This window comes from Hyphomicrobium denitrificans ATCC 51888 (genome assembly GCF_000143145.1).
GTDB classification, from domain to species: Bacteria; Pseudomonadota; Alphaproteobacteria; order Rhizobiales; family Hyphomicrobiaceae; genus Hyphomicrobium_B; species Hyphomicrobium_B denitrificans.
In genome coordinates this window covers 1,449,085-1,471,161 of the sequence record NC_014313.1, presented here as the reverse complement: position 1 = coordinate 1,471,161, position 22,077 = coordinate 1,449,085, and the positions used below count along the sequence as shown (strand labels likewise).

The window sequence follows — 22,077 nt, the reverse complement described above, 5'->3', positions numbered from 1 at the left end:
GAGACGAATTCGGGGGCTTTCAGAACGTCGCCGGAGACGGCCAGCAGCATGCGCCGGTCACTACAATCACAAGTGAATTGAGACACGTTGGTTCCGAATTACCTATTTACTTTCCTGTAACGTCAGCAAAAAAGAAGCCGATCCGGCGAACGTCCAGGAACGCTGCGATAGACGCCATTCGATCGAAGGATGAGTTCGTGGAACAGACAGTCGTCAGGGTCATTTGCGCAATCGGCCAATCGGGACAACTCGGCCACAACGGCGTTTTGCCGTGGGAGGGTAATCCGTCACCGGAATACGTCGCCGACGTCGCGCGCTTCTTCGACATCACCCGAGGCCACGTTCTACTTGCAGGCCCCAAGACCATCGCAAGCGTTCCGAAGTTTGCATTCGCGGATCGGACGATTGAAGTTCTGCGCTCGCACATGGACCCCGAGCAGACGCTGAAACACTACGCTGGCCGCGTCGTCTTCATCGGCGGCGGTCCTCCGGTGTGGGATATCTATGCGCGCTACGTCAGCCATTGGGACGTGACCCGCCTGCCCTACGACGGCCCCGCCGATCGCTGGTTCAATCCGCTCTGGCTGACGTGCGGCGAGCACCAGCAGCGCTGACGCAGTCTCGCAATAAAAAAGGGGACGACGCCATGCGCCGCCCCTCATGAATATGATGAACCGGTGAGATCTTCGCGGCGCTGAACTCAGTGCCGCGGCTCCTGAAACGTAAATTCAAAATCATCATTGATATTTTGCGCCGCCTCGCGCCAGTCGGCGCCGCCGGCGGTGTTCTCGACTTCGGGATGCTCGTAGGGCCGCGGCTGATCGATCGCCGCAACCGTCGCACGCGCAGCGTTCCGTGCAGGCAAAGCGCAAAGCCGCGTCGCAAGCGTCTGCAATTCGCCCACGATCGCCTCGCGGCGCATTTCATGCTGGATCGTCACGTTGCGAACTTCCCGGAGCAATTGCTCATCGACGCGACGGATCGCATCGCCAAGGGCCCGGATCAATTCCGTCTCGCCCTGTGCTTCTTCCGTCAGCCGGACGAGCATCTCATCAACATTCTGATGTATTCGAGTCATTTATATCTCGCTCCTAGAACCCCTTATGAAAACTCGTGATTCTAGTGGCAAAAAAAAGATCGGCGGCGCCACAGCAGCGCGAATTCAGGACCAGCCGCACAGCTTTTGATACAGCCGACTTAGTCTCAGATTTTCCAATAGATTATCGCGGCGGAGAGCCTACCGGGCGCAAATAACGGCGCATTGACGGGCTATTGAGAATGGCTAAGACGCCGGCATTTCCAATCAACGGGAAACGAGCTTGATAATGCCTCTTACCGAGGCTAATGCCTCAGCCATCGCGCTGCGGATCGCTTGATCTTCAGCTTTTCCCTCAACCACCTGATGACGAGGCCGGTCGACCTGGCCAATGAGGCTCTATTGCCGTCGCAAGCAAACACCGTCGCACCGCCCCCGACTCTCACCAACGCCGCGCCGCTCCTCGCGCGATACGACGTTATTTTCTGCGACATCTGGGGCGTCGTTCATAACGGATTGACCGCCTTCGAAGGCGCGTGCTCCGCGCTCACGAAATTTCGCGGCAACGGCGGGACGGTCATTCTCGTTTCGAACGCGCCGGTTCCGAAGCAGCGCGTCGCCGAAACATTGGAAACGCGCAATGTACCAACGTCGGCATGGGACGACATCGTTTCCTCGGGCGACATCGCGCTCGCGCACGTCAACGAGCGGCGGTTCGAGCGCCTCTATTGCATTGGACCGCAGGATCGCGACGCCGCCCTGTTCCAGGCGTTGACCGCGCGCTCCGTGCCCCTCACGGAAGCCGAAGCGATCATCTGCTCGGGATTGAATTTCGATCGCAGTGAAGTTCCCGACGACTATCGTCCGCTCTTGCAGCAGGCATTGCAGCACAACCTGCCGTTCGTTTGCGCCAATCCCGACTTTGTCGTCGATGTCGGCGGCACGCTGCTCTATTGCGCGGGCGCCATTGCGGATCTCTACGCCCAAATGGGCGGACCGGTATTCTGGGCGGGCAAGCCGCATCTCAACGCTTACGAGACGGCTCACGCCAAGGCCGAAGCGCTGCGCGATCGCAACGTGGCGCGCGAGAAAATCCTCGTCATCGGTGACTCGCTCCGCACCGACATGAAGGGCGCCGAGAACTTCGGCTGCGACGCCCTCTTCATCGCGTCAGGCATCCATCGTCACGAGACGATGGATGAGATCAGTCTGTCGCCTAAACGCCTGCAAGAGCTGTTCGTGCCGGGCTCACCACCCGCTATCGGCGCGATGGCCGAACTCGCCTGGTAGACGACAGGCTCAGCCTTAAGTCCGTTTGTTACGGCGTTGCTTCCGGCGGCGGCGGAGCTTCGTTCTTCGGCCGCTTCGGCGTCTGATCTTCCGAGAAGCTGTTGAACACCAGATCGGGTGACGTCGTATTGTGCTGCGACGGCGTCAGACGACCGATCCAGATGTCGCTCGCGCGCGCATGATCGAATTTCATGATGTTGTCTTCGCGCCAGCCTTTCGCGCCATGTTCGCGAACCGCAATGCGCGCCGTATCGTTGTTGAATTCCGTGACGTACATCGAACGCAGCATGGCGAACGGCCCGCCGGCAATTCCCTTATCGAACGAAACGTCGAGCGCGATGCGGTTCATATCGACGGTGGCGATCTTGAGCGTCGCCGACCCGCCTTTCACGAACTTCAATTGAAAGGATCGCTTCTTGGGCTCGATCGTCACCTCTTCGATGTTCACCAGCGGACGGACATCGTGTTGGATCGGTCCGATCAGGAACGAGGAACCATAGGCGGTCATGCGGATATTATCGGGCGTCATCGGACGCGGACGCCAATATCCGTCTTGCGGATAGAGCACCAGAACTTCTTCCGCGCTGTCGGTTCCGCGAATCCAGAATTGCAGCATGTGGATGTTGTCTTCGACGCGATCGCCGATGCGCACCTTGGCGGTCGCCGGACGCCAGAACGTAGGGAACGTATATCCGATGACCCACACGGAAGGATCTTCGTACAGCGTGACCTTCCTCGGCTCGCTCGCCGGTTTGAAATTCGGATCCGAAGCCATGTCGCATGCCGTCCAGTCAGGCTCGATATTGTTGCGCATGGAAGAAGACAGATAAACCGGATGCGCGGCCTCGATGCGGAACGCGCTGACGTTTTCGTTCGCGAACGAAACGGCGACGTTATCCTTCTCCGCGCAGAGAACCGGTTCGCTCTCGTTCTTCACATCGACCCCGAGACCGTCGAGAGATGCGGCCTGCGCCGTCGTCAGAAGCGGCACGACGAGCAGAAACGAGAGCAGAAGGGAACGTAAGCGCAACGGCATTTAGGTACTCCGGTTGGAAGGGTGTCACCGTCTTAAACGTCTGAGGCAAGCCTTGCATAGACGTCGCCCGAATTTGCCTCATGCGGTAAATTGAAAAGATGCTTCGCCATGTCGGCATCGGAAAGCCAATTTCCAAAGCTGAGACGCTGGGTTTCTCCGAGCGCAAAGTTGTAGCGATAATCGCCGAGCAGCGCCAATCGTTCGATGCACGCAATCGCCGTATCTCGCATGATCGTCGTAAATTCGAATGACAGCGCTTTCACCGGACGCGAGAGGCCGCGAAGCACCGCATCCTCATAGCCTTCGACGTCGATCTTGATGAAGACGGGAACGCCGAAGCGCGCAAGCAGTGCGTCGAGTGTCACCACATCGACATCGACGTCATCGTCCCAATGCTGCCCCTCCCAGCCCGGAGCATCCTCGGCACGCTGCAAAAACGCGTCCGAAATCGTCGATACCGTCGGATTGTCCGTATTGAGATGAAACGCCTGCCGCCCGCTCCGGGCGCCCAGCGCACGCGGCAGGATGATCACATTCGCGTCCCGACCATGAATGTGCGTCAGGACATCGACCAGCAGCGATTGCGGCTCGATGGCGATGACACGCGCGCCGAGACGCCGGAACGACGAGACGCGGTCGCCGACATGCGCGCCGACATCGAACACGAGATCGCCCGGCTCGATAAACTGCCGATAGAGCGCATCCATCGCAGCGCGCGGCGCATCTGGCCCCTGGTAAATGCGGAGCGAGCGAAACACGCCTTGCAGGGCACGCGAGACCATCTCACGCCCCATCTGTCGACTGCAACGCACGAATTTCCGGTAGTGGCGCGACATCCTCCGGAATCGCAGCAATGCCATGCCGGCGCAGGAACTGTCCCACAGCAGGACTGGCGGTCAGAACGGCAAATGGGATCGCGGCGAGAAAACAGAAAGCCAGCGGCAAACTCCAGAACAGCACATGCGGCGCAAATATCGCGAAAGCGAAACTCAGAATGAGGCCGAACAGAGCATGCGGCCAAAAGCGCGACGCCGCCTCCGCCCACGGAAGCTCGCCGCTATCCCGCGACTGGGTCCTCCATCCATTCGATCGACCGAACAGAAGCCCGATCATGAACAGCATCGTCCGAAGCGACGTTGCGGCCGACAGGAACACCGAGAACAGCAGCTCAAGTCCCGCCCCGAGAGCAAATCGCACGCGGCCGCCGAAACGCTGGACCTCGCCGGGCGTCAGCATCACGTTCAACGCTGCCGAAAGCTTTGGCGCGAGGTTCATCGCCAACAGCGTCAAAGACAACGCAACCGCGGAGCCAACGGGAAAATCCGGAACGGTCTCCGCATCGGCGGCAACGAATGGCAGTAGTCCGAAAAGCACGATCCAGGCTGGAACGCCGATAAACATCAGCACCGCCCAGGCGAGCTGATAGCGGCTGACGGGCTCGAGGCCCTTGAGCCCGATGAGCTTCAGGTATTGCAGATTTCCCTGGCACCAGCGCGTGTCACGCTCCGCGAATGCGGCGGCATTCGGCGGATTGTCTTCATACGACCCGATCTCCACGGGCAGCACGCGGACTTCAAACCCGCCCTTGCGCATCAGCGCTGCTTCGACTTGATCGTGCGACAGGATATGACCACCGAACGGCGGCCTGCCACTGAGCGTCGGCAGCCTGCAATGCTCGACGAACGGCGCGATACGAACGACGGCGTTATGGCCCCAGAACGGCCCGCAGTCGCCGACCCACCAAGCTTGCCCCATCGTATAAGTCCGCATGCCAAGCCGCATGCCGAACTGAAAAATGCGCGCGAACGCCGAAGCAGTCGGCGTGCCGACGACGAGACTTTGCAGTATGCCGAGCTTCGGATGCCGCTGCATGATCCGCACGAGGTCGAGGATCGCAGCTCCTGTCATCAGGCTGTCGGCATCGAGCGGCAGCATCAGCTCGAAGTCGCGCCCCGCCGTCGTCGCGAAGTCACGGACGTTGCCAGCCTTGAATCCGAGATTGTGATCCCGGCGGCGATACACGATCCGCTCGCGATCTGCATCGTTCGCCCGCCAAAGCGCGATCGCATCTTCCTCACGCCTCGCGATCTCGGGGCGATCCGTATCGCTCAGCACGAAATAGGAAAAATGAGCGCCCTCGCCCGTACGGTCGAGACTATCCTTAACGATCTTGAGCCGCCTCAGCGCGCGCGCCGGGTCTTCGTTGCGCAAGGTCATCACCACGGCCGTCTTAACCGTGATGGGCGCATGCGCATCACGTTCGAGCGCCGGAACGATCTCGGGATTACGCCGGCCGCCGAGCTGCCAAAGCCCGATGGCGGCGTTCCAGAAGCCCAGAACCGGCCAAGGGGCTGCGAGCCCGAGGCAGATAACAACGGCGCCGTCGACCCACGTCCACCCTCCGCTTGAGAGGACCGCGCACGCCCAGAGCATAACTATGGTCCACGTCGCGACGTTGAGAACGAGCATGATCCGGCGCCGACGCTTGAGCGTCGCGATTGCCTCGAAGCCCGCTGGTGTCGTAAGGCATGGCTCCAGCGCCACTGACCGGGAGACGGCCTCGGGTAGGACTTTGCGATCGCAATCGATCGTCATGACGGGTTCAGTCTCTCACAATGAACGACCAGCGCAGCACACCCGATCTCGATCCGCCCCGGATGCGTCGCAGCCAGGGCCAGATCGTCGTCGCACGCGCGCTTTGGTACACCAAACCGGATCAGGCTGAACTCCGAACTGAGCGTTTGGCCCCACCCGCTCCCGGAGAAGCACGCGTCGCCACCGAATTTTCCGCAATCAGCCGCGGCACCGAGCGGCTCGTCGCAAAAGGCGAGGTGCCGCAAAGCGAATGGTCTCGCATGCGCGCGCCGCTACAGGCGGGAAGTTTCTCTTTTCCGGTCAAATACGGTTATTCGGCGGCTGGTATTGTAACGGCCGGTTCAGACACGATGCTAGGACGCCGCGTCTTTGCGTTGCATCCGCATCAGGATTATTTCCAGGCCGCCGAGGACAGCCTTATCGCGATCCCCGATGCCATCCCCTCACGACGCGCCGTACTCGCCGCAAACATGGAAACAGCGCTCAATGCCCACTGGGACGCGGGGACGGCGCCCGGTGACCGCATCGCCGTGATCGGCGCAGGCATCGTCGGATTGCTGGTAGCCTATCTGGCGCGGCGCATCGCGGGGACTGACGTGACCCTTGTCGACATCGATCCGGCACGCGCACGCTACGCCGAGGCTCTCGGGCTGACGTTCGCGACACCGGACGATCTTCCGCCCGACAATCGCATCGTGTTCCACACCAGCGCCACGGAAGCCGGTCTCAATGCCGCGATCGGCGCCTGCGTCTTCGAAGGTAAGGTCATCGAGATGAGCTGGTACGGAACGCGGCCAGTCACGATCAATCTCGGCGCGGACTTCCATTCCCGCCGCCTGCGGATCATATCCTCGCAGGTCGGTCACGTCGCTCCAAGCCATCGCGGCCACATCAAACATCGCGACCGGCTCGAGCGCGCGATGGCACTTCTTGACGATCCGGCACTCGACGTCCTGGTCACGGACACCGTCGCCTTCACCGAATTGCCGAAATCGCTCTCCGATATCTGGTCGTCGACGGGACTACCGCCCGTCATCTCCTATTGACTCAAAATGAAATGAGCCGTGCCGATGTTCTCCGTTGAAGTCCGCGATCGCATCATGATCGCCCACTCCCTGCCGGATCCGTTTTTCGGACCCGCCCAGAATTTGCACGGCGCAACCTATGTCGTCGACGTCGCGTTCTTCCGAGAGAAACTGACGGCCGAGAACGTCGTTGTCGATATCGGGGCGGCCCTTCGCGTGCTCAACGAAACGCTGAAGCCTCTCGGTTATCAAAACCTTGACGCTTTACCTCAATTCAAAGGCCATCTGACGACGACTGAGTTCCTCTGCAAGTATATCTTCGACCGCATGGCCGAAGCTGCTACGTCAGGGAAATTCGGAACCGAAGGACAACGGCTTTCGCGCATCCGGGTGACGCTCTCTGAAACGGATCTTGCACGAGCCAGCTACGAGGGGCCGATCAGTGGCTGATGTCGTCTTCGCGATACCCGGCGATCTGAAAAGTACGACCGGCGGCTACGCCTATGACCGGCGCGTGATCGAATTGCTGCCGGACTTCGGCGTTCGCGTGTCGGTTCTCCCGCTCGCCGATACGTTCCCCAATCCGAGCGCGAGCGATCTCGCCGAAACGACCCGCCTGCTGAAAGCCAAGCCGCGTGACGAAGTGCTTATGGTCGATGGCCTGGCATTCGGAGCATTTACGGGCGACGTCCTCGACGCGCTTTCAGGCCGCGTCGTCGCGCTCGTTCATCATCCGCTGTTCCTCGAAACCGGCCTGCCCCACAGCCGCAAAGTCGAAATCAAAGCGAGCGAGGAAATCGCGCTTCAGCACGCCAGTCACATCGTCGTCACGAGCCGCGTCACGAAACGCATTCTCGTCGACACGATGGGAATCTCGCAGGAAAAAGTCACGATCGCCGAACCCGGAACCGATCCGGCCCAACGCGCCACGGGAACCGGCGCGCCGCTTCAGATCCTCGCCGTTGGAGCCGTACTGCCGCGCAAAGGCTATCACGTGCTCGTCGAGGCGCTGGCGCCGCTGAAGCACATCGACTGGCGATTGACGATCGCGGGCGCACTCGATCGCCATCCCGACGCCGTCGCGACGGTGCAAAACGCAATCTCGTCGAACGGCCTCGAAGACCGTGTTACGCTCGCAGGCAAAGTCGTCCCGGCGACGCTCGACCGCTACTACGAAAGCGCCGATCTTTTCGTCTCGGCCTCGCTGTTCGAGGGCTACGGCATGGTGCTCGCCGAGGCGATGGCGCGTGGATTGCCGATGGTCATCGCGGCCGGCGGCGCGGCTGCCGAGACCGCAGGAGAATCGTCCGCCCTTCATGTCGAAGCAGGCAACGTGACCGCGCTGACCACCGCGATCGAGCGAGCGCTCACCGACAAAAAACTGCGCGATCGTCTGGCGGACGCGGCATGGGAAGCCGGACGAACGTTGCCGACCTGGCACGAGACGGCACGGCGCATCGCCGCCGTCATCCTGGGCCTCCGGCCGTGAGCGAATTCGCCCCCGAATGGCTCGATCTGCGCGAACCCGCGGACCTGCGCGCACGCTCGAGCGACGTCGCCAACACCGTCAGCGCTCGCTTCGCTCTGCGCGACGATGTCAGCGTTCTCGATCTCGGATCGGGCACCGGTTCGAACCTTCGCGCCACCGCGCCTCTCCTGCCGCACCGGCAAAGCTGGAAACTCGTCGATCACGACGCGAGCTTGCACGAGGTCGCCAAGACACGGCTCGCCGCCTGGGCCGATGCGGCGGAATTCTCAGACAATGGCCTTCGCTTGCGCAAGGACCGCCGGGAGATCGACGTCACGTTCGTCGTTGCCGACTTGGCATCCGAGACGGCGCACCTGCTCGATCAGCCATTGCACCTCGTCACGGCATCCGCATTCTTTGATCTCACATCGCCGGACTATATCCGCGCCCTCGCAAAGGCCGTGGCTGAACACCGGATCGCATTCTATGCGACGCTCACGTACAACGGTCAGCGGCGCTGGACCCCGCGCCGGCCCGCCGACAATCAGATGGCATCCGCCTTCCATCGCCATCAATTGCGCGACAAAGGTCTCGGCCTCGCGGCTGGTCCGATGGCGCCTGCACATCTCGCGGATCAGTTCCGTCTCAACGACTATTCGGTGATCGAAGGCGACAGCGACTGGCGTCTGGAACGCAGCGATCGCATGCTGATCGAAGAACTCGTGCGCGGCCACGCCGTCGCCGTTTCAGAGATCGGCGGCGTCGACGCGAAAACCATCGTCAATTGGATCAACGTTTCGCGGACGGGCGTCGTCGTCGGCCACACAGATACGTTCGCCGCGCCGGCATCCTGACCGTTGCAAGCCCTCGATCAGGCATCGAGCGATCGTTTCGGCAGCATCCGCTCAACGACCCGATCCTTGCGGAAGAAGCGGTGATAGATCGCAGCTGCGATATGCAGCGACACGAGCAGGAGCAGCACGATCGCCGCCCTCTCGTGCCATTCGAAAACCTCTTTCGATAGATCCTCGTTCTTCTCAGTCACCGCTGGCAATGAAAAGCCGAAAACATCGAGATAGCGGCCATAGGAAATTCCGCGATACCCGATGATCGGAACCGCGATCAGCAGCGCATACATCAACCAATGCACGAGATGACTGATGCCGATCAGCGGCTTCGGCACAGACGGATCCGGCCGCGGCGCGCCGCGCGTCAAACGATAGGCAAGACGGATCAGCACCAGGAAAAAGATCGTAAGCCCGATCACCTTGTGCCAGCTATAAAAGAAGCCGGTAACGTCGTCGAAGACGCCTTTGACCGCTTCGCCTTTGTCGTTCACCGCCGACATTTCGTAGCCGCGGTAGGTCATGTAGAAGGCAATCGGAAACTGGATGAGGATCAGAAGCGCGATCAGCCAATGCAGGCCGCGCGCCGTCGGCGTGTACGTCGGAAGCTGATATTTCGGATCCTGGGCCATGACTTTCGAGCCTCCCGGACGCTGCCTGAACCTAGCATTGAGCAGACGCGCACGCCCGTCAAGGCGATCGGCATTCGCCCCTTTTCCCTGATGCTTATTCTCCGCGGAATGCTATAGAGCGGCCAGGGTCAACGGCAATTCAATCAGGCATGCACATGGGGGCTTCGGAAAGTCCTTCCGTTCATCTCGGCTGCGGCGCTCCGGAGGAGCAGGCATGACGTCGAAGCCGCTGAACCTCTTCCAAATCTACATCCGCGCCCTGAAGCTGCTCGAGTCCGAAAAGTATCTCGCGATCGGCTTGGCACTCGCGAGCATATTCATCGCAGCCATCCAGCTTGCCGAGCCTATTCTGTTCGGACGCGTCGTCGACGCACTCAGCAAGGGCGAAAGCGCATTTGGCTATATCGGCCTATGGGCCGTCCTCGGCCTGTTCGGCGTCATCGCCGGCGTGATCGTCAGCATCAATTCCGATCGCCTCGCCCATCGCCAGAAGAACGCGCATCTCGCCACCGTCTTCGAAAAGGCGATGGCACTGCCGCAGAGCGTGCACGCGACGCGCGGCAGCGGCGCAACGATCCGCACCATTCTCGCAGGAACGACGGCCCTCTTCTGGCTCTGGCTCGGAGCCATGCGCGAACATTTCACCGCACTGTTCGGCATCATCCTGCTCGTTCCGACCGCGATCAGCATGGACGCGCGCATGGCCACGATCCTTGTTGCGCTGGCCGCCACCTATACGCTGATGAACGTCCTCGTGATGCGCAAGACGACCTACGGGCAGGCCGCCGTCGAAGAGCATGAGACGGCACTCTCAGGCCGCGTCGTCGACGTGATCGGCAACGTCATGGTGGTGCAGAGCTACGCCCGTCTGCAGGCGGAAGCGGAGGCTTTGCGCGGCCTGTCGCGTGAGCTGCTGACAGCACAATTTCCGGTCGTCACCTGGTGGGGCATCCTGACGGTCATGCAGCGCTCGGCGGCGACGCTGACGATGGTCGTGATCTTCGTCGCGGGCGCCGTTCTCGTCGGACGTGGCGAGCTGACGGTCGGCCAGATCGTAAGCTTCGTCGCCTTTGCGACGCTGCTGATCAGCCGCCTCGATCAGCTCTCCGCGTTCGTCGTGAAGGTTCACCAACAGGCCCCGACGCTCACCTTGCTGTTCGAGCTGATGGACGAAAAGGCCAACAGCGAGGACAAGCCCGGCGCCAAGCCCTTGGAGAACGTCGCGGGCGCCGTCGCATTCGAGCACGTGAACTTCCGCTATGGCGGCAGCCCGCAGGGCATAACGGACGTGACGTTTGCCGCCAAAGCTGGGGAGACGGTCGCCCTCGTCGGCCCGACCGGCTCCGGCAAATCGACGACGATCGCCCTGCTCCAGCGTTTCCAAACGCCATCGTCGGGGCACATCACCATCGACGGTCAGAACATCGCCGACGTCACGATACAGTCGCTGCGCCAAGCGATCTCCGTCGTCTTCCAGGACGCCGGACTTTTCAATCGCACGATCGGCGAGAACATCCGCATCGGCAAACCGGACGCAACCGACGCCGAGGTCGAGCGCGCCAGCAAACTCGCCGAAGCGCACGACTTCATCATGCGAAAGCCGGGTGGCTACGGCTTCATGATCGGCGAGCGTGGACTATCGCTGTCAGGCGGCGAACGCCAGCGCATCGCCATCGCGCGCGCAATTCTAAAAGACGCACCGATCCTGATCCTCGACGAAGCAACGAGCGCGCTCGATTCCGAAACCGAAGCCAAGATCAAACGCGCCCTCGACACGCTCAGAACGGGGCGCACGACGTTCGTGATCGCGCACCGCCTGTCGACCGTTGCCGATGCCGACGAAATCTTCGTCCTCGATCACGGCGAAATCGTCGAGCGCGGACGCTTCGACGACCTGGCGCAGGGAACCGGGCTGTTCGCGCGTCTCGTCGCGGAAGGCGGTTTCACGGTGCCGAAAACCACCGAAACCCCGCCCGACGCGAACGGCAAACGCTAAGCTGTTCTCGCCGCGCGAACGCGCACTCAGCGATACAAATCCGCGCGTGTCGGCGGCAGCGGCGGCGGACGCTTTGCCGTCTTCGACGCCAGTGTCTGATAAAGCCTGAGCGACCCGCGCGAGAACGCGAGACTGACGCCCGCGAGATACGCGACCCAGATCCGGTATTTCTCTTCGCCGACGAAGCCGATCGCTTCATCCTTGCGCGCCGTCAGGCGCTCGCACCAGAGTTGACACGTGCGCGCGTAATGCATCCGCCACGCTTCGACGTCGTGCACCTCGAAACCGGCGCGCTCCATCGCGTTGACCGTGTGCCCGATGTCATCCAGCTCGCCGCCCGGAAAAATGTATTTCGCGATCGCTTTCTTCTCCGGCCGCGTCAGCCATTTCTTGGCGTTCTTCGGCGCACGATGCGAAATGGCGTGATTGAGGAACAGCCCGTCCTCGCTCAGAAGCGAACGCACCTTGCTCATGTAGCCCGGAATGTTCTTGAGCCCGATATGCTCGTACATGCCGATCGACGCGATCTTGTCGTAGGTGCCGCTGATGTTCTGATAGTCCGCAAGCTCGAACGTAACGCGATCCGCAAGGCCGAGCTTTTTCGCTTTCTCACGCGCGAACGAGAGTTGTTCTTCGGACAGCGTGATGCCATGTGCGGTCACGCCGTAGGCCTGCGCCGCATGACAGAGGAGCCCGCCCCAACCCGCGCCGATATCGAGCATCCGGTCGCCGGGCTTCAGCCGCAGCTTACGGCAGATCATCTCGAGCTTGTCGCGCTGCGCCTGTTCGACACCGTTCGACCAGTCCGTGTAATAGGCGCACGAATAGACCATCTCCGGATCGAGAAAGAGCGCGTAGAAGTCGTTCGACAGATCGTAGTGGAACTGAATGTAGTCCTTGTTGTCGGCGATCTTGCGATTGACACCGGACTCGTCACCGCCGAAGCCGTGCGCATCGCGCGCATCCTTCTTCGCAAAGACAAACGGCAGCAGATTGCGTCCGACTTTCGCGATGTCGCGACCTTTGACCTTCGGCGCCTTGTCGTTCTTCTGCAGATCTCGTCCGAAATCGACGAGCGTGCCGCCCGAGAAGTCGATCCCCTTCTCGATGTATTGGCGAATGATCGTATCGAGACGCGGACTGCGAACCAGCGTGCCGATCACGCCCGGATCGCTGATCGAGATTTCGAAATTCGAGGTCGGAGCTTTGCCGAGCGGCAGACGCGAACCGTCCCAGAGACGCGCCCAGGCATTGAGATCGAAGCGATCGGCAACGTCGCGCACCAGCGCGCGCGCCGCTTCGAGTTGCCTGTCCTGACCTGTTCCGCCTGCCATGCGCACGCCCCTCAGCTTCACCTATTGCGAGGTGCATAGCTCATTCAGGATCGCGCGTCTCGCGTTGCGATTGCGTTATTCAGGCCGCAACGCGGGCTTCAATGGATTTCGGCGCTTCCAGGATCGCAGCGACGCCCATGCCGCCGGCCGTGCAGATCGAAATCAGGCCGCGACCGCCATTTGTCGACAACAGTTTCGCAAGATTGGCGACGATGCGCGCACCGGTTGCGGCGAACGGATGACCGAACGCGAGAGAAGAGCCTTTGACGTTGAGCTTGGCGCGATCGATCGAACCGAGCGGCGCATCCTTGCCGAGCACCCTCTTGCAGTAATCGGCGTCTTCCCAGGCTTTCAGTGTGCAGAGAACCTGGGCCGCGAAGGCTTCGTGGATTTCATAGAAATCGAAGTCCTGCAGCGTCAGCCCGGCACGGTCGAGCAACTTCGACACCGCGATCGTCGGCGCCATCAGCAGACCGTCGCCACCGACGAAATTGTTGGCGATATGTTGCCCGTACGTGAGGTAGGCGAGCACCGGCAGATTGTGCGCTTTCGCCCACTCTTCAGACGCAAGAAGCACAGCCGACGCGCCATCGGTCATCGGCGTCGAATTGCCTGCTGTCAAAGTTCCGCGCTCCGATTTCTCGAACGCAGGCTTCAGCGACGCAAGTTTATCGAGCGAGATGTCCGGACGAAGGTTGTTGTCGCGATAAACGCCCGCGCACGGCACGATCAAATCGTCCATATAGCCTTCGTCGTAAGCGGCCGCGCCTTTCTTATGACTCTCGAAGGCAAGCTCGTCCTGCGCGGCGCGCGGGATTTTCCATTCCTGCGCCATCAGCTCGCAATGCTGCCCCATCGAAAGGCCCGTGCGCGGCTCGGAAACCGCCGGCGGCTGCGGCGCAAGCTCGGACGGCGACAGCCCTTTAAAGACGCGAATTTTATCGAGCGCCGTCTTGCTCTGCCCGACCTGCACGAGGCGCTTTGAAAACTTCTTCGAGAAAACGATCGGTGCATCGGATGTCGTGTCCGATCCGACCGCAATCGCGCTTTCGATCTCGCCGGTCGCGATCTTGCCCGCCGACATCAGCGCCGATTGCAACGACGTTCCACACGCTTGGATCAGCGTCACCCCCGGCGTCGATGGCGCAAGCTTGGACGACAGCACCGCTTCGCGTGCCAGATTGAAATCGCGCGAATGCGTGACGACCGCGCCGCCGACGACTTCGTCGATGTGCTGGCCCTTGAGCCCGAACCGGTCGACGACACCGTTCAGCGCCGCCGCCATCATCTCGAGATTCGAGAGATCGGCATAAAGCGTGTTGGACCGGCAGAACGGGATACGGACACCGCCGATCACCGCAACGCGCCGAAGCTCTCGTGTCATCTCGATCTCCAATGTTTCCCCTCCGCGTAAGAACGGGGAGTGGGAATAAATTTACTCTGCAGCGGCGCGCGAGGTGATCGCAGGCTCCGTCTCGGGATGCGTTTTCTTGTAGTGCAACGGCCCACCGCGGAACGGCGCAAAGCCCGTCCCGAAAATCATGCCCGCATCGACGAGATCGGCGTTCTCGACGACACCCTCGTCGAGCGTCTTCTGCGCTTCCGCGATCATCGGCTCGATCAACTCGCGCCCAAGCTTGTCGAGTTCGGTCTTCGAGAACTTGGCGTCCGACTTCACCGGCTTGCCGTCCTTCCAGACGTAGAAACCTTCGCCCGTCTTCTTGCCGAGTCGCCCTGACGCCACGAGACGATCAAGCCGCGAGCCCTCGCTCGACTGACCGAGAATTTTCGCGACGTGCGCGCAGATATCGAGACCGACGTTGTCTGCAAGCTCGATCGGCCCCATCGGCATCCCGAAGGCACGCACGGCTTCGTCGATCTTCTCCTTATCCTCGCCCTCTTCGAGACGCTTCATCGCCGCGAACATGTAGGGCGTCAGAACCTTGTTGACCATGAAGCCTGGCACGTCCTTCGTGATCAGCGGGAACTTGTCGATGGCCGTGACGAACGTCGCGCCCTTCTTCACTTCCTCGTCGCGCGTTTTCGAACCGCGCACGACTTCGACGAGCGGCATTTGCGGCACCGGCGAGAAGAAGTGCAGGCCGATCAGACGGCCGGGATCGTTGAGCGGCGCAGAAATGTCTTCGAGCTTCAACGACGACGTGTTCGTCGCCAGAACCGCACCGGGCTTGATCTTTGTTTCGAGGTCCGCGAACAGCTTCTGCTTGATGTCGAGCCGCTCGACGATCGCCTCGATGATCACATCGGCCCGCGCGACGCCCTTGCCTTCGGGGTCAGCGATCAGACGCGTCTTGGCGGCATCGCGCGTCGCTTTCGTCTTGAACTTGCGCGCGAATAGCTTGCCTTGCGCCTTTATGCCTTTTTCAAGCTGCTCTGGCGAAATGTCCTGCAGCGTCACTTCCATGCCGGCGGCGACGCAAACGCCAGCAATATCGGCGCCCATCGTACCCGCGCCGATGACGTGAACACGGGTCGGCCGCCATTTGAAGCCCTTCGGCGCTTGCGCCTTCAACAGCTCCGTCAGGCGGAACACGCGGCGCAGATTGCGCGACGTCTCCGAAACCATCAACGGCGCGAACGCCGTCGTCTCGGCCTTTTTCATCTGATTGAGATCGCCGCCCTCTTTCTCGAAGAGGTCGATCAAACGGAAGGGCGCCGGATAGTGATCTTCGCGAACTTTTTTGGCGGTCTCCTGACGCATCTTGCCCGCAAGGAAACCGCGCGCCGGCCATTTTGTCAGAAGCATCTTCGCGAGACCCGCCGATTGCGAACGCCGGTTCTGCAGCACAGCTTTCCGCGCCGCCCAATGCAATTCGCCCGGACTGCCGACGAGCTGATCGATGAAGCCTTGCGCCTTCGCAACCGTCGCGCGGATCATGCCGCCGGTCAGCATTGCCTGCATCGCCGCCATCGGACCCGCCTGCTTGATCGAACGCGCGGTGCCGTTGAAGCCTGGGAAAATGCCGAGCTTGACCTCGGGGAAGCCGATGCGCGTCGAGTCATCGCGCGTCGCGATCCGGTAATGACAGGCGAGGATCAGCTCCAGCCCGCCGCCGACGCAGACACCGTGGATGGCCGCGACCACCGGAACCGGCAGCTTCTCGATGCGATCCAGAAGTGCATTGACCGGCTTCAGCGCGTTGACGACGTCCTGCTCGTTCTGAAACGTCTCGAACTCGCGGATGTCGGCGCCGACGACGAAGCCGCGCTCCTTGCCCGAGATGATGACGAGACCGCGAACGCTCTTCGCACGCGCTTCCGCTTCAACGCGTTCGATGATGGCGTCGAGTTCCTCGATCGGACGGCGGCCAAGCGAATTCGCACTCTCGCCTTCCCGGTCGAACACCGCCCACGCGATGTTTTCGCCGTCGATCGAGAAGCGCCAATCCTTCAAGTGCACTGCCTTCACGTCCGCCGTCGCTTCACTCATGGCACACCTCAAACTCCGAAACCGGCGATAGCTTTTTCCGAGGCCACTTTTTCAGACCCGCGAATATTATGGCCGAGGGTCGCGTAATTCGGCTTCACCTCGGCAGGATCGAAATGATCGACCGCGATGACGCGCGCCACGAGCTGCTCGACCTCGCGAAGCTGCTCGGCTTCCGCTGCCGAGATGACGCCCTTGTCGGCCGCTTCCGCAAACCAGTCGATGCCGTGATAGCGCCGAACGAGCCCGTCGCGAATGGCTTTCTCGAGCTTCTTTTCGATCGGCTCGGCTGCGATGACTTTCTCCAGCGTCACCTCAAGGATGCCCGTCGGATCGTTGACGTCGCGCGAAACGAAGATGTGGCGCGTCAGCCGATCGCGAACCTCGCCGGGCTGCAGGACATGCCGCGCAACCTGATGCCCAAGCACATCGGACGCCGGCTTGAAGCGCCGCCCGAGCGGAAACACCACGATGCGCATCAGCGGCCGCGCCCAGCGAACGGGGAAATTGTCGATGACGCCGCCGATCGCCTCCTGGAAACGCCACAAGCCGTTCTGCGCTGCAAGCTCGACGATCAGCTCATCGCCTGCCGGACGGCCGTCGTCCTGATACCGCTTCAACGTCGCCGACAGCATGTAAAGCTCGGCCAGCGCATCCGCCATGCGCCCGGTGATCTTCTGCTTGATCTTCAGACCGCCGCCGAGCAAGGCCACCGTCAAATCGGCCACGAACGCATAAGAGCGGCTGGCGCGCGCAAGCTGGCGATACCAGTGCGACATGCCGAGCGCATCGTCAGGCGACGACACCAGCGCGCCGCCGGTGATGTTATGGACGAACGCGCCGGTCGCATTCGACAACGAGAAGGCGATGTGGCCGTTGAAGGCCGTCTCGAAGGCATCGAGCCCGCGTTGCCTGTCGGCATCCTGCGCCGCCTGCACTTCCTTGTAGAGAAACGGATGCGAGCGCAGCGCGCCCTGCGCAAACGTGATCAGGGTGCGCGTCAGAATGTTGGCGCCCTCGACCGTAATGCCGACCGGAACCATCTGATAGGCCGACTGGAGATAGTTCGACGGCCCGTCGCAGATACCGCGGCCGCCGTGAATGTCCATCGCGTCGTTGACCGCGCGGCGCATCTTCTCCGTCGTCTGATATTTCATCAGCGCCGAGATGACCGACGGCTTTTCACCGCGCGAAACCATCGCGGCGGTCATCGCACGGGCAGCCTCGTTGACATAGGCCGTCTCGATGATGCGAACGAGCGGCTCCTCGACGCCCTCCATGCGTGACACCGGCAAGCCGAACTGCTTTCTGATCCGCCCATAGGCCGACGTGACGCGCAGCATCATCTTTGCGCCCGCCGTCGCCGAGGACGGCAGCGAAATCGCACGCCCCGCCGACAGGCATTCCATCAGCATGCGCCAGCCGTTGCCGGCCATCGCCTGACCGCCGATGACCCAGTCGATCGGAATGAAAACGTCGTTGCCCCAGTTCGGCCCATTCGGGAACGCAGCACCCGACGGCAGGTGACGCCGCCCGATGTTGACGCCCGGATGATCCGCCGGAATGAGCGCCAGCGTAATGCCGACGTCCTCGCCTTTGCCGAGCAGGTTGTCCTTGTCGAACAGACGGAACGCGAGGCCGACGAGCGTCGCGTTCGGCCCGAGCGTGATGTAGCGCTTTTCCCAGGACAAACGGATGCCGAGCGTTTCCTTGCCTTCATGCGTGCCGCGCGTGACGTGGCCGATGTCGCGCATCGTGGCAGCATCCGAACCCGACGTCGGACCTGTCAGCGAGAAGCATGGAACTTCCTCACCCTTCGCGAGCCGCGGCAGATAATAATGCTTCTGTTCGTCGGTACCGTATTTCTCGATGAGTTCGCCCGGCCCGAGCGAGTTCGGAACCATGACGATCGTCACGACATCGGGCGACCGCGACGCGATCTTGCCGAGGATCAACGATTGCGCCTGAGCTGAAAAGCCGAGGCCGCCATGCTCCTTCGAAATCAGCATGCCGAGGAAGCCGTGCTTTTTTACGAAAACCCAGATCTCCTCTGGAATCTCGCGCAACGAATGGCGAACCTGCCAGTCGCTGATCATCCGGCACAGCTCTTCCGTCGGCCCGTCGAGGAACGCGCGCTCCTCGGCCGAAAGCTCGATCGGAGGAATGGATTGCAGCTTGCTCCAGTCCGGAGTGCCGGAAAACAGCTCCGCGTCGAACCCGACCGTTCCGGCTTCCAGCGCCTGCGCCTCGGTGTCGGAGACCTTCGGCAGAATTTTCCGTACCGTCGCAAAGATTGGCGCGACGATGAAACGGCGGCGCAGAGCCGGAAACGACAGCAGCGCGAGCCCCACGAATGGAAGCCACGCGAGCCACGCCAGCGCGCTCGTGCAATTGTAGGTGGCCAGAAGCGTCAGAAGTCCGACAGCCGCCGCCCAGCCCCAAAGGGGTGCACGGACCATTCCGAGCAGGAGAAACCCGCCGAGCGCCAAAATCAACAGAACAACGGCCGCCATTTCGAGGTCTCCACTTGGAACCGCGGCGCACTTCGAAGCGGCTCCGACGGATACGCGAGTATCGTAAGCTGACGTGTACGCCAGCTTAACGATGCGGCCTGCCCCGGCCGCACCAAGTTGTATTTAAACACATTTGTGCGACAGCGGCTAATCCGGCATCGCGCCGGATTTTGGCAAACTCCCGGCATCGAGCCGCACCCTCAATGCTAGAGAGCTTCGATGTTACGGCGCCGTAACGCTACGGGCCCGCCATTTGCGGAGTTTCACCGAAGAGATCGGCAACGACCGTCTGATACCAGTCCTGGCTTTCCTGATTGGTTTCAAGCCGCACCGCCGGGCTGTCGTCGGGCTGCGAAATGAACTCGTTTTCGCCCTTTAGGAACGGCTTGCCGTTTTTTTCACCAGGGGAGTAATCGCCACCGATCTTGGCGCTGTCACCCGGCGCAACCATCGACCAGCACGTATTGTGGTATCGCCCGGCCGTCCGAGGCTTGCCCGTGAGATCGGCAATGATGTCGGCGGCGACGACGCCGGCCTGACTGACAGCGGCATAGGCCGACTTCGGCATGTCCGCCGCGATCGCCGCATCGCCGATCACGTAGACGTCGCGGGCCTTGGTCGACGAAAAGTTCTGCGGATTGATCGGGCACCAGTCCCCTTCCGTCAACCCGGCGCTCGCGGCGATGGAACCCGCCTTCTGCGCCGGAATGATATTGGCGACAACGGCGCGCTCCGTTTGGCCCGACTTGGTCGTCACTTCGCCCGTCTGCGGGTTGACCTTGACGACCGAATAGTCGTCGATCTCATTCGTCAGGTTGATCTCGACGATATCCTTGTAGAATTCCATGAACGCCTGCTCGAATACGGCCTGCTTGGAATAATACCGCTTCGCATCGAACAGGATGATCTTCGACTTCGGCTTCGTCGTCTTGAGGAAATGCGCGATCATACAGGCGCGCTCATAAGGACCCGGCGGGCAGCGGTAGGGATTGGGCGGCGACGACATCACCACCAGACCGCCATCGGGCAGCGCCAACAGCTTTTCCTTCAGGATCCACGTTTGCTCGCCGCCCTGCCACGCGTGCGGCATGATTTTCGCGGCCTCGGGCGAATAGCCTTCGATGCTGTCGAATTTGATATCGATGCCCGGCGCAACGACCAGCCTGTCGTAGCTGAGCGGCGAGGCGCCGCGCGCCAGCGTCACCGTTTTCGTGGTCGTATCGATGGCCGTCGCCGCATCGGTGACGACGGTGATGCCACGCTTCCGGACGCCTTCGTAGTCGAAGGTGATCGAACGAAACGAACGGAAACCTCCGATATAGACGTTCGAGTAAAAACACGTGGTGTATTTTTCCTTGGGCTCGACGAGGGTGATGGCGAGGTCGGGAGCTGCGGTCCTGAGCCGGTTGGCAACCGCCGCGCCGCCCGGCCCGCCTCCGATAATCACGATCTTCGCAGGCCCGGCCGCTAGCGCCGGTCGCGACAGTCCGGAGCTTGCCGCCGTAACCGCGCCCGCCGCCATCAGCGAAAATTCGCGACGCGTCACCTTGGTCATCTTGCAACCTCTTTCTCGATTTCGCCGCGCGAGTCCGGATTAACCGGCACAATTTTCACCGGGATTTAGGCAGGAAGGCAATCGCATGTAACTGGAATTTCAGAACGCAGACATCTTATATATCGGTAACCAGACGTTTCTTCAAAAAGCGGCAGCAATGCGAGACCACGCCAGAATAACGCAATTCGATCGCCGGCAATTTCTGCTGTCAGCGACGGCCGCTGCCGGACTTCTCCCGTTGATTACAAAAGCTGCGCACGGCGAAACGGCTCTCGAGCGCAGCCGGCAATTCGAAGAGACCTTCGCGAGGCTCACGCACGGCGTGACCCCGGTCGCGGAAAAGGTCACCGTCGACCTGCCCGAGCTTGCCGACAACGGCAATTTCGTTCCCATAACGATGACGGTCGCGAGCCCCATGACCGACGCGGATCACGTCAAGGCCATTCATATCGTTTCGACCGCCAACCCCGTGGCGCTTGTCGCGACATTCCACCTTTCGCCGGTGAACGCGGTCGCACGCGTCCAAAGCCGGATGCGTCTCGCAAAAACGCAGGATGTCATCGTGCTCGCCGAGCTATCGAGCGGCGAAATGCTGATGTCGACGACGAAGGTCGGGGTCACCATCGGCGGCTGTGGAGATTGAGAGCAAAATCATGGCCGCAAACCCGCGCATCAAACTACCCGAGAGTGCCAAAATCGGCGAAGTCATCGAGGTGAAATCGCTGATCACGCACATCATGGAAACCGGCAACCGTCACGACAAGTACGGCAAGCTGATCCCGCGCGACATCATCAACCTGTTCGTTGCGAAATACGCCGGACAGGAAGTGTTTCGCGCCGAATTCGGCACCGGCATTTCCGCCAATCCCTTCGTCGCCTTCCAGATGCGCGTGCCGGGACCGGGCACGTTCGAGTTTTCATGGACCGACGATCATGGCGTCACGACGGTGGCGACCGCGCCGCTAGCGCTCACGTGAGCGAGGCGTTAAATCCTGTTTGATCTTGTCGGCAAAGAATAATCCGCGCGCAAGAACCCGCATAATCTCACAGAAGGACCTCGCATGCGCAGAGCCGTTCGAACGATTCTGATCGTAATAGTCGCCGGAGCGATCTTCTTCGGGCAGCACTGGTATTCCTACGTGACAAACAAGACGACTCCCTACGACGAGAGCGGCATCGAGTTGAACAGCATGATGCCCGCGCCGATCCGGAAATGGGGCTGCGATAAGCTGCACGCAACGTTCGCCAACGCGCTGCCGCCGAAGGGATGCCAGGCAGAAGACGGCAGAAGCTGGATGTAGCAG

General features: G+C 61.3%; 20 protein-coding genes. 10 read left to right on the top strand and 10 right to left on the bottom strand.

Features of this window, described 5'->3' with window-relative positions; all coding sequences use genetic code 11:
* The first annotated feature begins 197 nt into the window (after positions 1-197).
* Positions 198-614, top strand: a complete 417-nt coding sequence (locus HDEN_RS06990) for a thymidylate synthase family protein (protein ID WP_013215444.1) — start codon at positions 198-200, stop codon at positions 612-614.
* A gap of 86 nt (positions 615-700) precedes the next feature.
* Here the strand turns inward: HDEN_RS06990 and HDEN_RS06985 are convergent, their stop codons facing one another.
* Positions 701-1,078, bottom strand: a complete 378-nt coding sequence (locus tag HDEN_RS06985; RefSeq protein WP_013215443.1) for a hypothetical protein — start codon at positions 1,076-1,078, stop codon at positions 701-703.
* A 360-nt stretch (positions 1,079-1,438) separates the two neighbouring features.
* Between HDEN_RS06985 and HDEN_RS06980 the strand changes: the two genes are divergently transcribed.
* Complete coding sequence (locus HDEN_RS06980) at positions 1,439-2,326, top strand: TIGR01459 family HAD-type hydrolase (RefSeq protein ID WP_041921923.1); 888 nt, start codon at positions 1,439-1,441, stop codon at positions 2,324-2,326.
* 28 nt (positions 2,327-2,354) lie between these two features.
* Here the strand turns inward: HDEN_RS06980 and HDEN_RS06975 are convergent, their stop codons facing one another.
* From HDEN_RS06975 to mdoH, 3 genes are read right to left on the bottom strand one after another with little or no spacing between them, the layout of a single operon-like run.
* Positions 2,355-3,362 (bottom strand): hypothetical protein, encoded by a 1,008-nt coding sequence (locus HDEN_RS06975; RefSeq protein ID WP_013215441.1) that lies wholly within the window; start codon positions 3,360-3,362, stop codon positions 2,355-2,357.
* A 32-nt stretch (positions 3,363-3,394) separates the two neighbouring features.
* The gene (locus HDEN_RS06970; RefSeq protein ID WP_041921591.1) at positions 3,395-4,144 is read right to left on the bottom strand and encodes an FkbM family methyltransferase; all 750 of its coding nucleotides are present in this window, start codon (positions 4,142-4,144) and stop codon (positions 3,395-3,397) included.
* 1 nt (position 4,145) lies between these two features.
* Positions 4,146-5,957, bottom strand: a complete 1,812-nt coding sequence (gene mdoH / locus HDEN_RS06965; protein WP_013215439.1) for a glucans biosynthesis glucosyltransferase MdoH — start codon at positions 5,955-5,957, stop codon at positions 4,146-4,148.
* 20 nt (positions 5,958-5,977) lie between these two features.
* Between mdoH and HDEN_RS06960 the strand changes: the two genes are divergently transcribed.
* From HDEN_RS06960 to HDEN_RS06945, 4 genes are read left to right on the top strand one after another with little or no spacing between them, the layout of a single operon-like run.
* Positions 5,978-7,003 carry a zinc-dependent alcohol dehydrogenase gene (locus HDEN_RS06960; RefSeq protein WP_013215438.1) on the top strand — a complete coding sequence of 342 codons (1,026 nt, stop codon included), beginning with the start codon at positions 5,978-5,980 and terminating at the stop codon, positions 7,001-7,003.
* Positions 7,004-7,027: 24 nt separating this feature from the next.
* The gene (locus HDEN_RS06955; protein ID WP_013215437.1) at positions 7,028-7,432 is read left to right on the top strand and encodes a 6-pyruvoyl trahydropterin synthase family protein; all 405 of its coding nucleotides are present in this window, start codon (positions 7,028-7,030) and stop codon (positions 7,430-7,432) included.
* A complete protein-coding gene (locus tag HDEN_RS06950) occupies positions 7,425-8,471 on the top strand; it encodes a glycosyltransferase family 4 protein (RefSeq protein WP_013215436.1) in 1,047 nt (348 codons plus the stop codon). The genes HDEN_RS06955 and HDEN_RS06950 overlap by 8 nt, the downstream gene beginning before the upstream one ends.
* Positions 8,468-9,304 (top strand): class I SAM-dependent methyltransferase, encoded by an 837-nt coding sequence (locus tag HDEN_RS06945; protein ID WP_013215435.1) that lies wholly within the window; start codon positions 8,468-8,470, stop codon positions 9,302-9,304. Before HDEN_RS06950 ends, HDEN_RS06945 begins: the two co-directional genes overlap by 4 nt.
* A gap of 17 nt (positions 9,305-9,321) precedes the next feature.
* Here HDEN_RS06945 and HDEN_RS06940 read toward each other — a convergent pair whose 3' ends face one another.
* On the bottom strand, positions 9,322-9,927 hold the full coding sequence (locus HDEN_RS06940) for a cytochrome b (protein ID WP_013215434.1): 606 nt from the start codon (positions 9,925-9,927) through the stop codon (positions 9,322-9,324).
* A gap of 214 nt (positions 9,928-10,141) precedes the next feature.
* Between HDEN_RS06940 and HDEN_RS06935 the strand changes: the two genes are divergently transcribed.
* Positions 10,142-11,923 (top strand): glucan ABC transporter ATP-binding protein/ permease, encoded by a 1,782-nt coding sequence (locus HDEN_RS06935; protein ID WP_013215433.1) that lies wholly within the window; start codon positions 10,142-10,144, stop codon positions 11,921-11,923.
* Positions 11,924-11,949: 26 nt separating this feature from the next.
* On the opposite strand, the gene HDEN_RS06930 is transcribed toward HDEN_RS06935, so the two are convergent.
* The 5 genes from HDEN_RS06930 to HDEN_RS06910 form a co-directional block, all read right to left on the bottom strand.
* Complete coding sequence (locus HDEN_RS06930; protein ID WP_013215432.1) at positions 11,950-13,257, bottom strand: SAM-dependent methyltransferase; 1,308 nt, start codon at positions 13,255-13,257, stop codon at positions 11,950-11,952.
* A gap of 79 nt (positions 13,258-13,336) precedes the next feature.
* On the bottom strand, positions 13,337-14,641 hold the full coding sequence (locus tag HDEN_RS06925; protein WP_013215431.1) for an acetyl-CoA C-acetyltransferase: 1,305 nt from the start codon (positions 14,639-14,641) through the stop codon (positions 13,337-13,339).
* 51 nt (positions 14,642-14,692) lie between these two features.
* Positions 14,693-16,708 (bottom strand): 3-hydroxyacyl-CoA dehydrogenase NAD-binding domain-containing protein, encoded by a 2,016-nt coding sequence (locus HDEN_RS06920; protein ID WP_013215430.1) that lies wholly within the window; start codon positions 16,706-16,708, stop codon positions 14,693-14,695.
* Positions 16,709-16,716: 8 nt separating this feature from the next.
* Entirely contained in the window at positions 16,717-19,218 is a 2,502-nt protein-coding gene (locus HDEN_RS06915; protein WP_013215429.1) for an acyl-CoA dehydrogenase, read from the bottom strand.
* Between the two features lie 238 nt (positions 19,219-19,456).
* The gene (locus tag HDEN_RS06910) at positions 19,457-20,773 is read right to left on the bottom strand and encodes an NAD(P)/FAD-dependent oxidoreductase (protein ID WP_013215428.1); all 1,317 of its coding nucleotides are present in this window, start codon (positions 20,771-20,773) and stop codon (positions 19,457-19,459) included.
* A gap of 157 nt (positions 20,774-20,930) precedes the next feature.
* Between HDEN_RS06910 and HDEN_RS06905 the strand changes: the two genes are divergently transcribed.
* From HDEN_RS06905 to HDEN_RS06895, 3 genes are all read left to right on the top strand, one after another.
* Positions 20,931-21,416: a thiosulfate oxidation carrier protein SoxY gene (locus HDEN_RS06905; protein ID WP_013215427.1), complete on the top strand. Its 486-nt coding sequence runs from the start codon at positions 20,931-20,933 to the stop codon at positions 21,414-21,416.
* Between the two features lie 10 nt (positions 21,417-21,426).
* The gene (gene soxZ, locus HDEN_RS06900) at positions 21,427-21,750 is read left to right on the top strand and encodes a thiosulfate oxidation carrier complex protein SoxZ (protein ID WP_013215426.1); all 324 of its coding nucleotides are present in this window, start codon (positions 21,427-21,429) and stop codon (positions 21,748-21,750) included.
* A gap of 84 nt (positions 21,751-21,834) precedes the next feature.
* The gene (locus HDEN_RS06895; RefSeq protein WP_013215425.1) at positions 21,835-22,074 is read left to right on the top strand and encodes a hypothetical protein; all 240 of its coding nucleotides are present in this window, start codon (positions 21,835-21,837) and stop codon (positions 22,072-22,074) included.
* Positions 22,075-22,077: the final 3 nt, after the last annotated feature.

Bases quoted from the DNA above. Each gene is read 5' to 3' on its own strand.
- HDEN_RS06910 (WP_013215428.1), bottom strand. From the start codon at position 20,773: ATGACCAAGGTGACGCGTCGCGAATTTTCGCTGATGGCGGCGGGCGCG.
- HDEN_RS06915 (WP_013215429.1), bottom strand. From the start codon at position 19,218: ATGGCGGCCGTTGTTCTGTTGATTTTGGCGCTCGGCGGGTTTCTCCTG.
- HDEN_RS06920 (WP_013215430.1), bottom strand. From the start codon at position 16,708: ATGAGTGAAGCGACGGCGGACGTGAAGGCAGTGCACTTGAAGGATTGG.
- HDEN_RS06905 (WP_013215427.1), top strand. From the start codon at position 20,931: ATGCGAGACCACGCCAGAATAACGCAATTCGATCGCCGGCAATTTCTG.
- mdoH (WP_013215439.1), bottom strand. From the start codon at position 5,957: ATGACGATCGATTGCGATCGCAAAGTCCTACCCGAGGCCGTCTCCCGG.
- HDEN_RS06970 (WP_041921591.1), bottom strand. From the start codon at position 4,144: ATGGTCTCGCGTGCCCTGCAAGGCGTGTTTCGCTCGCTCCGCATTTAC.
- HDEN_RS06975 (WP_013215441.1), bottom strand. From the start codon at position 3,362: ATGCCGTTGCGCTTACGTTCCCTTCTGCTCTCGTTTCTGCTCGTCGTG.
- HDEN_RS06935 (WP_013215433.1), top strand. From the start codon at position 10,142: ATGACGTCGAAGCCGCTGAACCTCTTCCAAATCTACATCCGCGCCCTG.
- HDEN_RS06930 (WP_013215432.1), bottom strand. From the start codon at position 13,257: ATGGCAGGCGGAACAGGTCAGGACAGGCAACTCGAAGCGGCGCGCGCG.
- HDEN_RS06955 (WP_013215437.1), top strand. From the start codon at position 7,028: ATGTTCTCCGTTGAAGTCCGCGATCGCATCATGATCGCCCACTCCCTG.
- HDEN_RS06960 (WP_013215438.1), top strand. From the start codon at position 5,978: ATGAACGACCAGCGCAGCACACCCGATCTCGATCCGCCCCGGATGCGT.
- HDEN_RS06985 (WP_013215443.1), bottom strand. From the start codon at position 1,078: ATGACTCGAATACATCAGAATGTTGATGAGATGCTCGTCCGGCTGACG.
- HDEN_RS06940 (WP_013215434.1), bottom strand. From the start codon at position 9,927: ATGGCCCAGGATCCGAAATATCAGCTTCCGACGTACACGCCGACGGCG.
- HDEN_RS06895 (WP_013215425.1), top strand. From the start codon at position 21,835: ATGCGCAGAGCCGTTCGAACGATTCTGATCGTAATAGTCGCCGGAGCG.
- soxZ (WP_013215426.1), top strand. From the start codon at position 21,427: ATGGCCGCAAACCCGCGCATCAAACTACCCGAGAGTGCCAAAATCGGC.
- HDEN_RS06925 (WP_013215431.1), bottom strand. From the start codon at position 14,641: ATGACACGAGAGCTTCGGCGCGTTGCGGTGATCGGCGGTGTCCGTATC.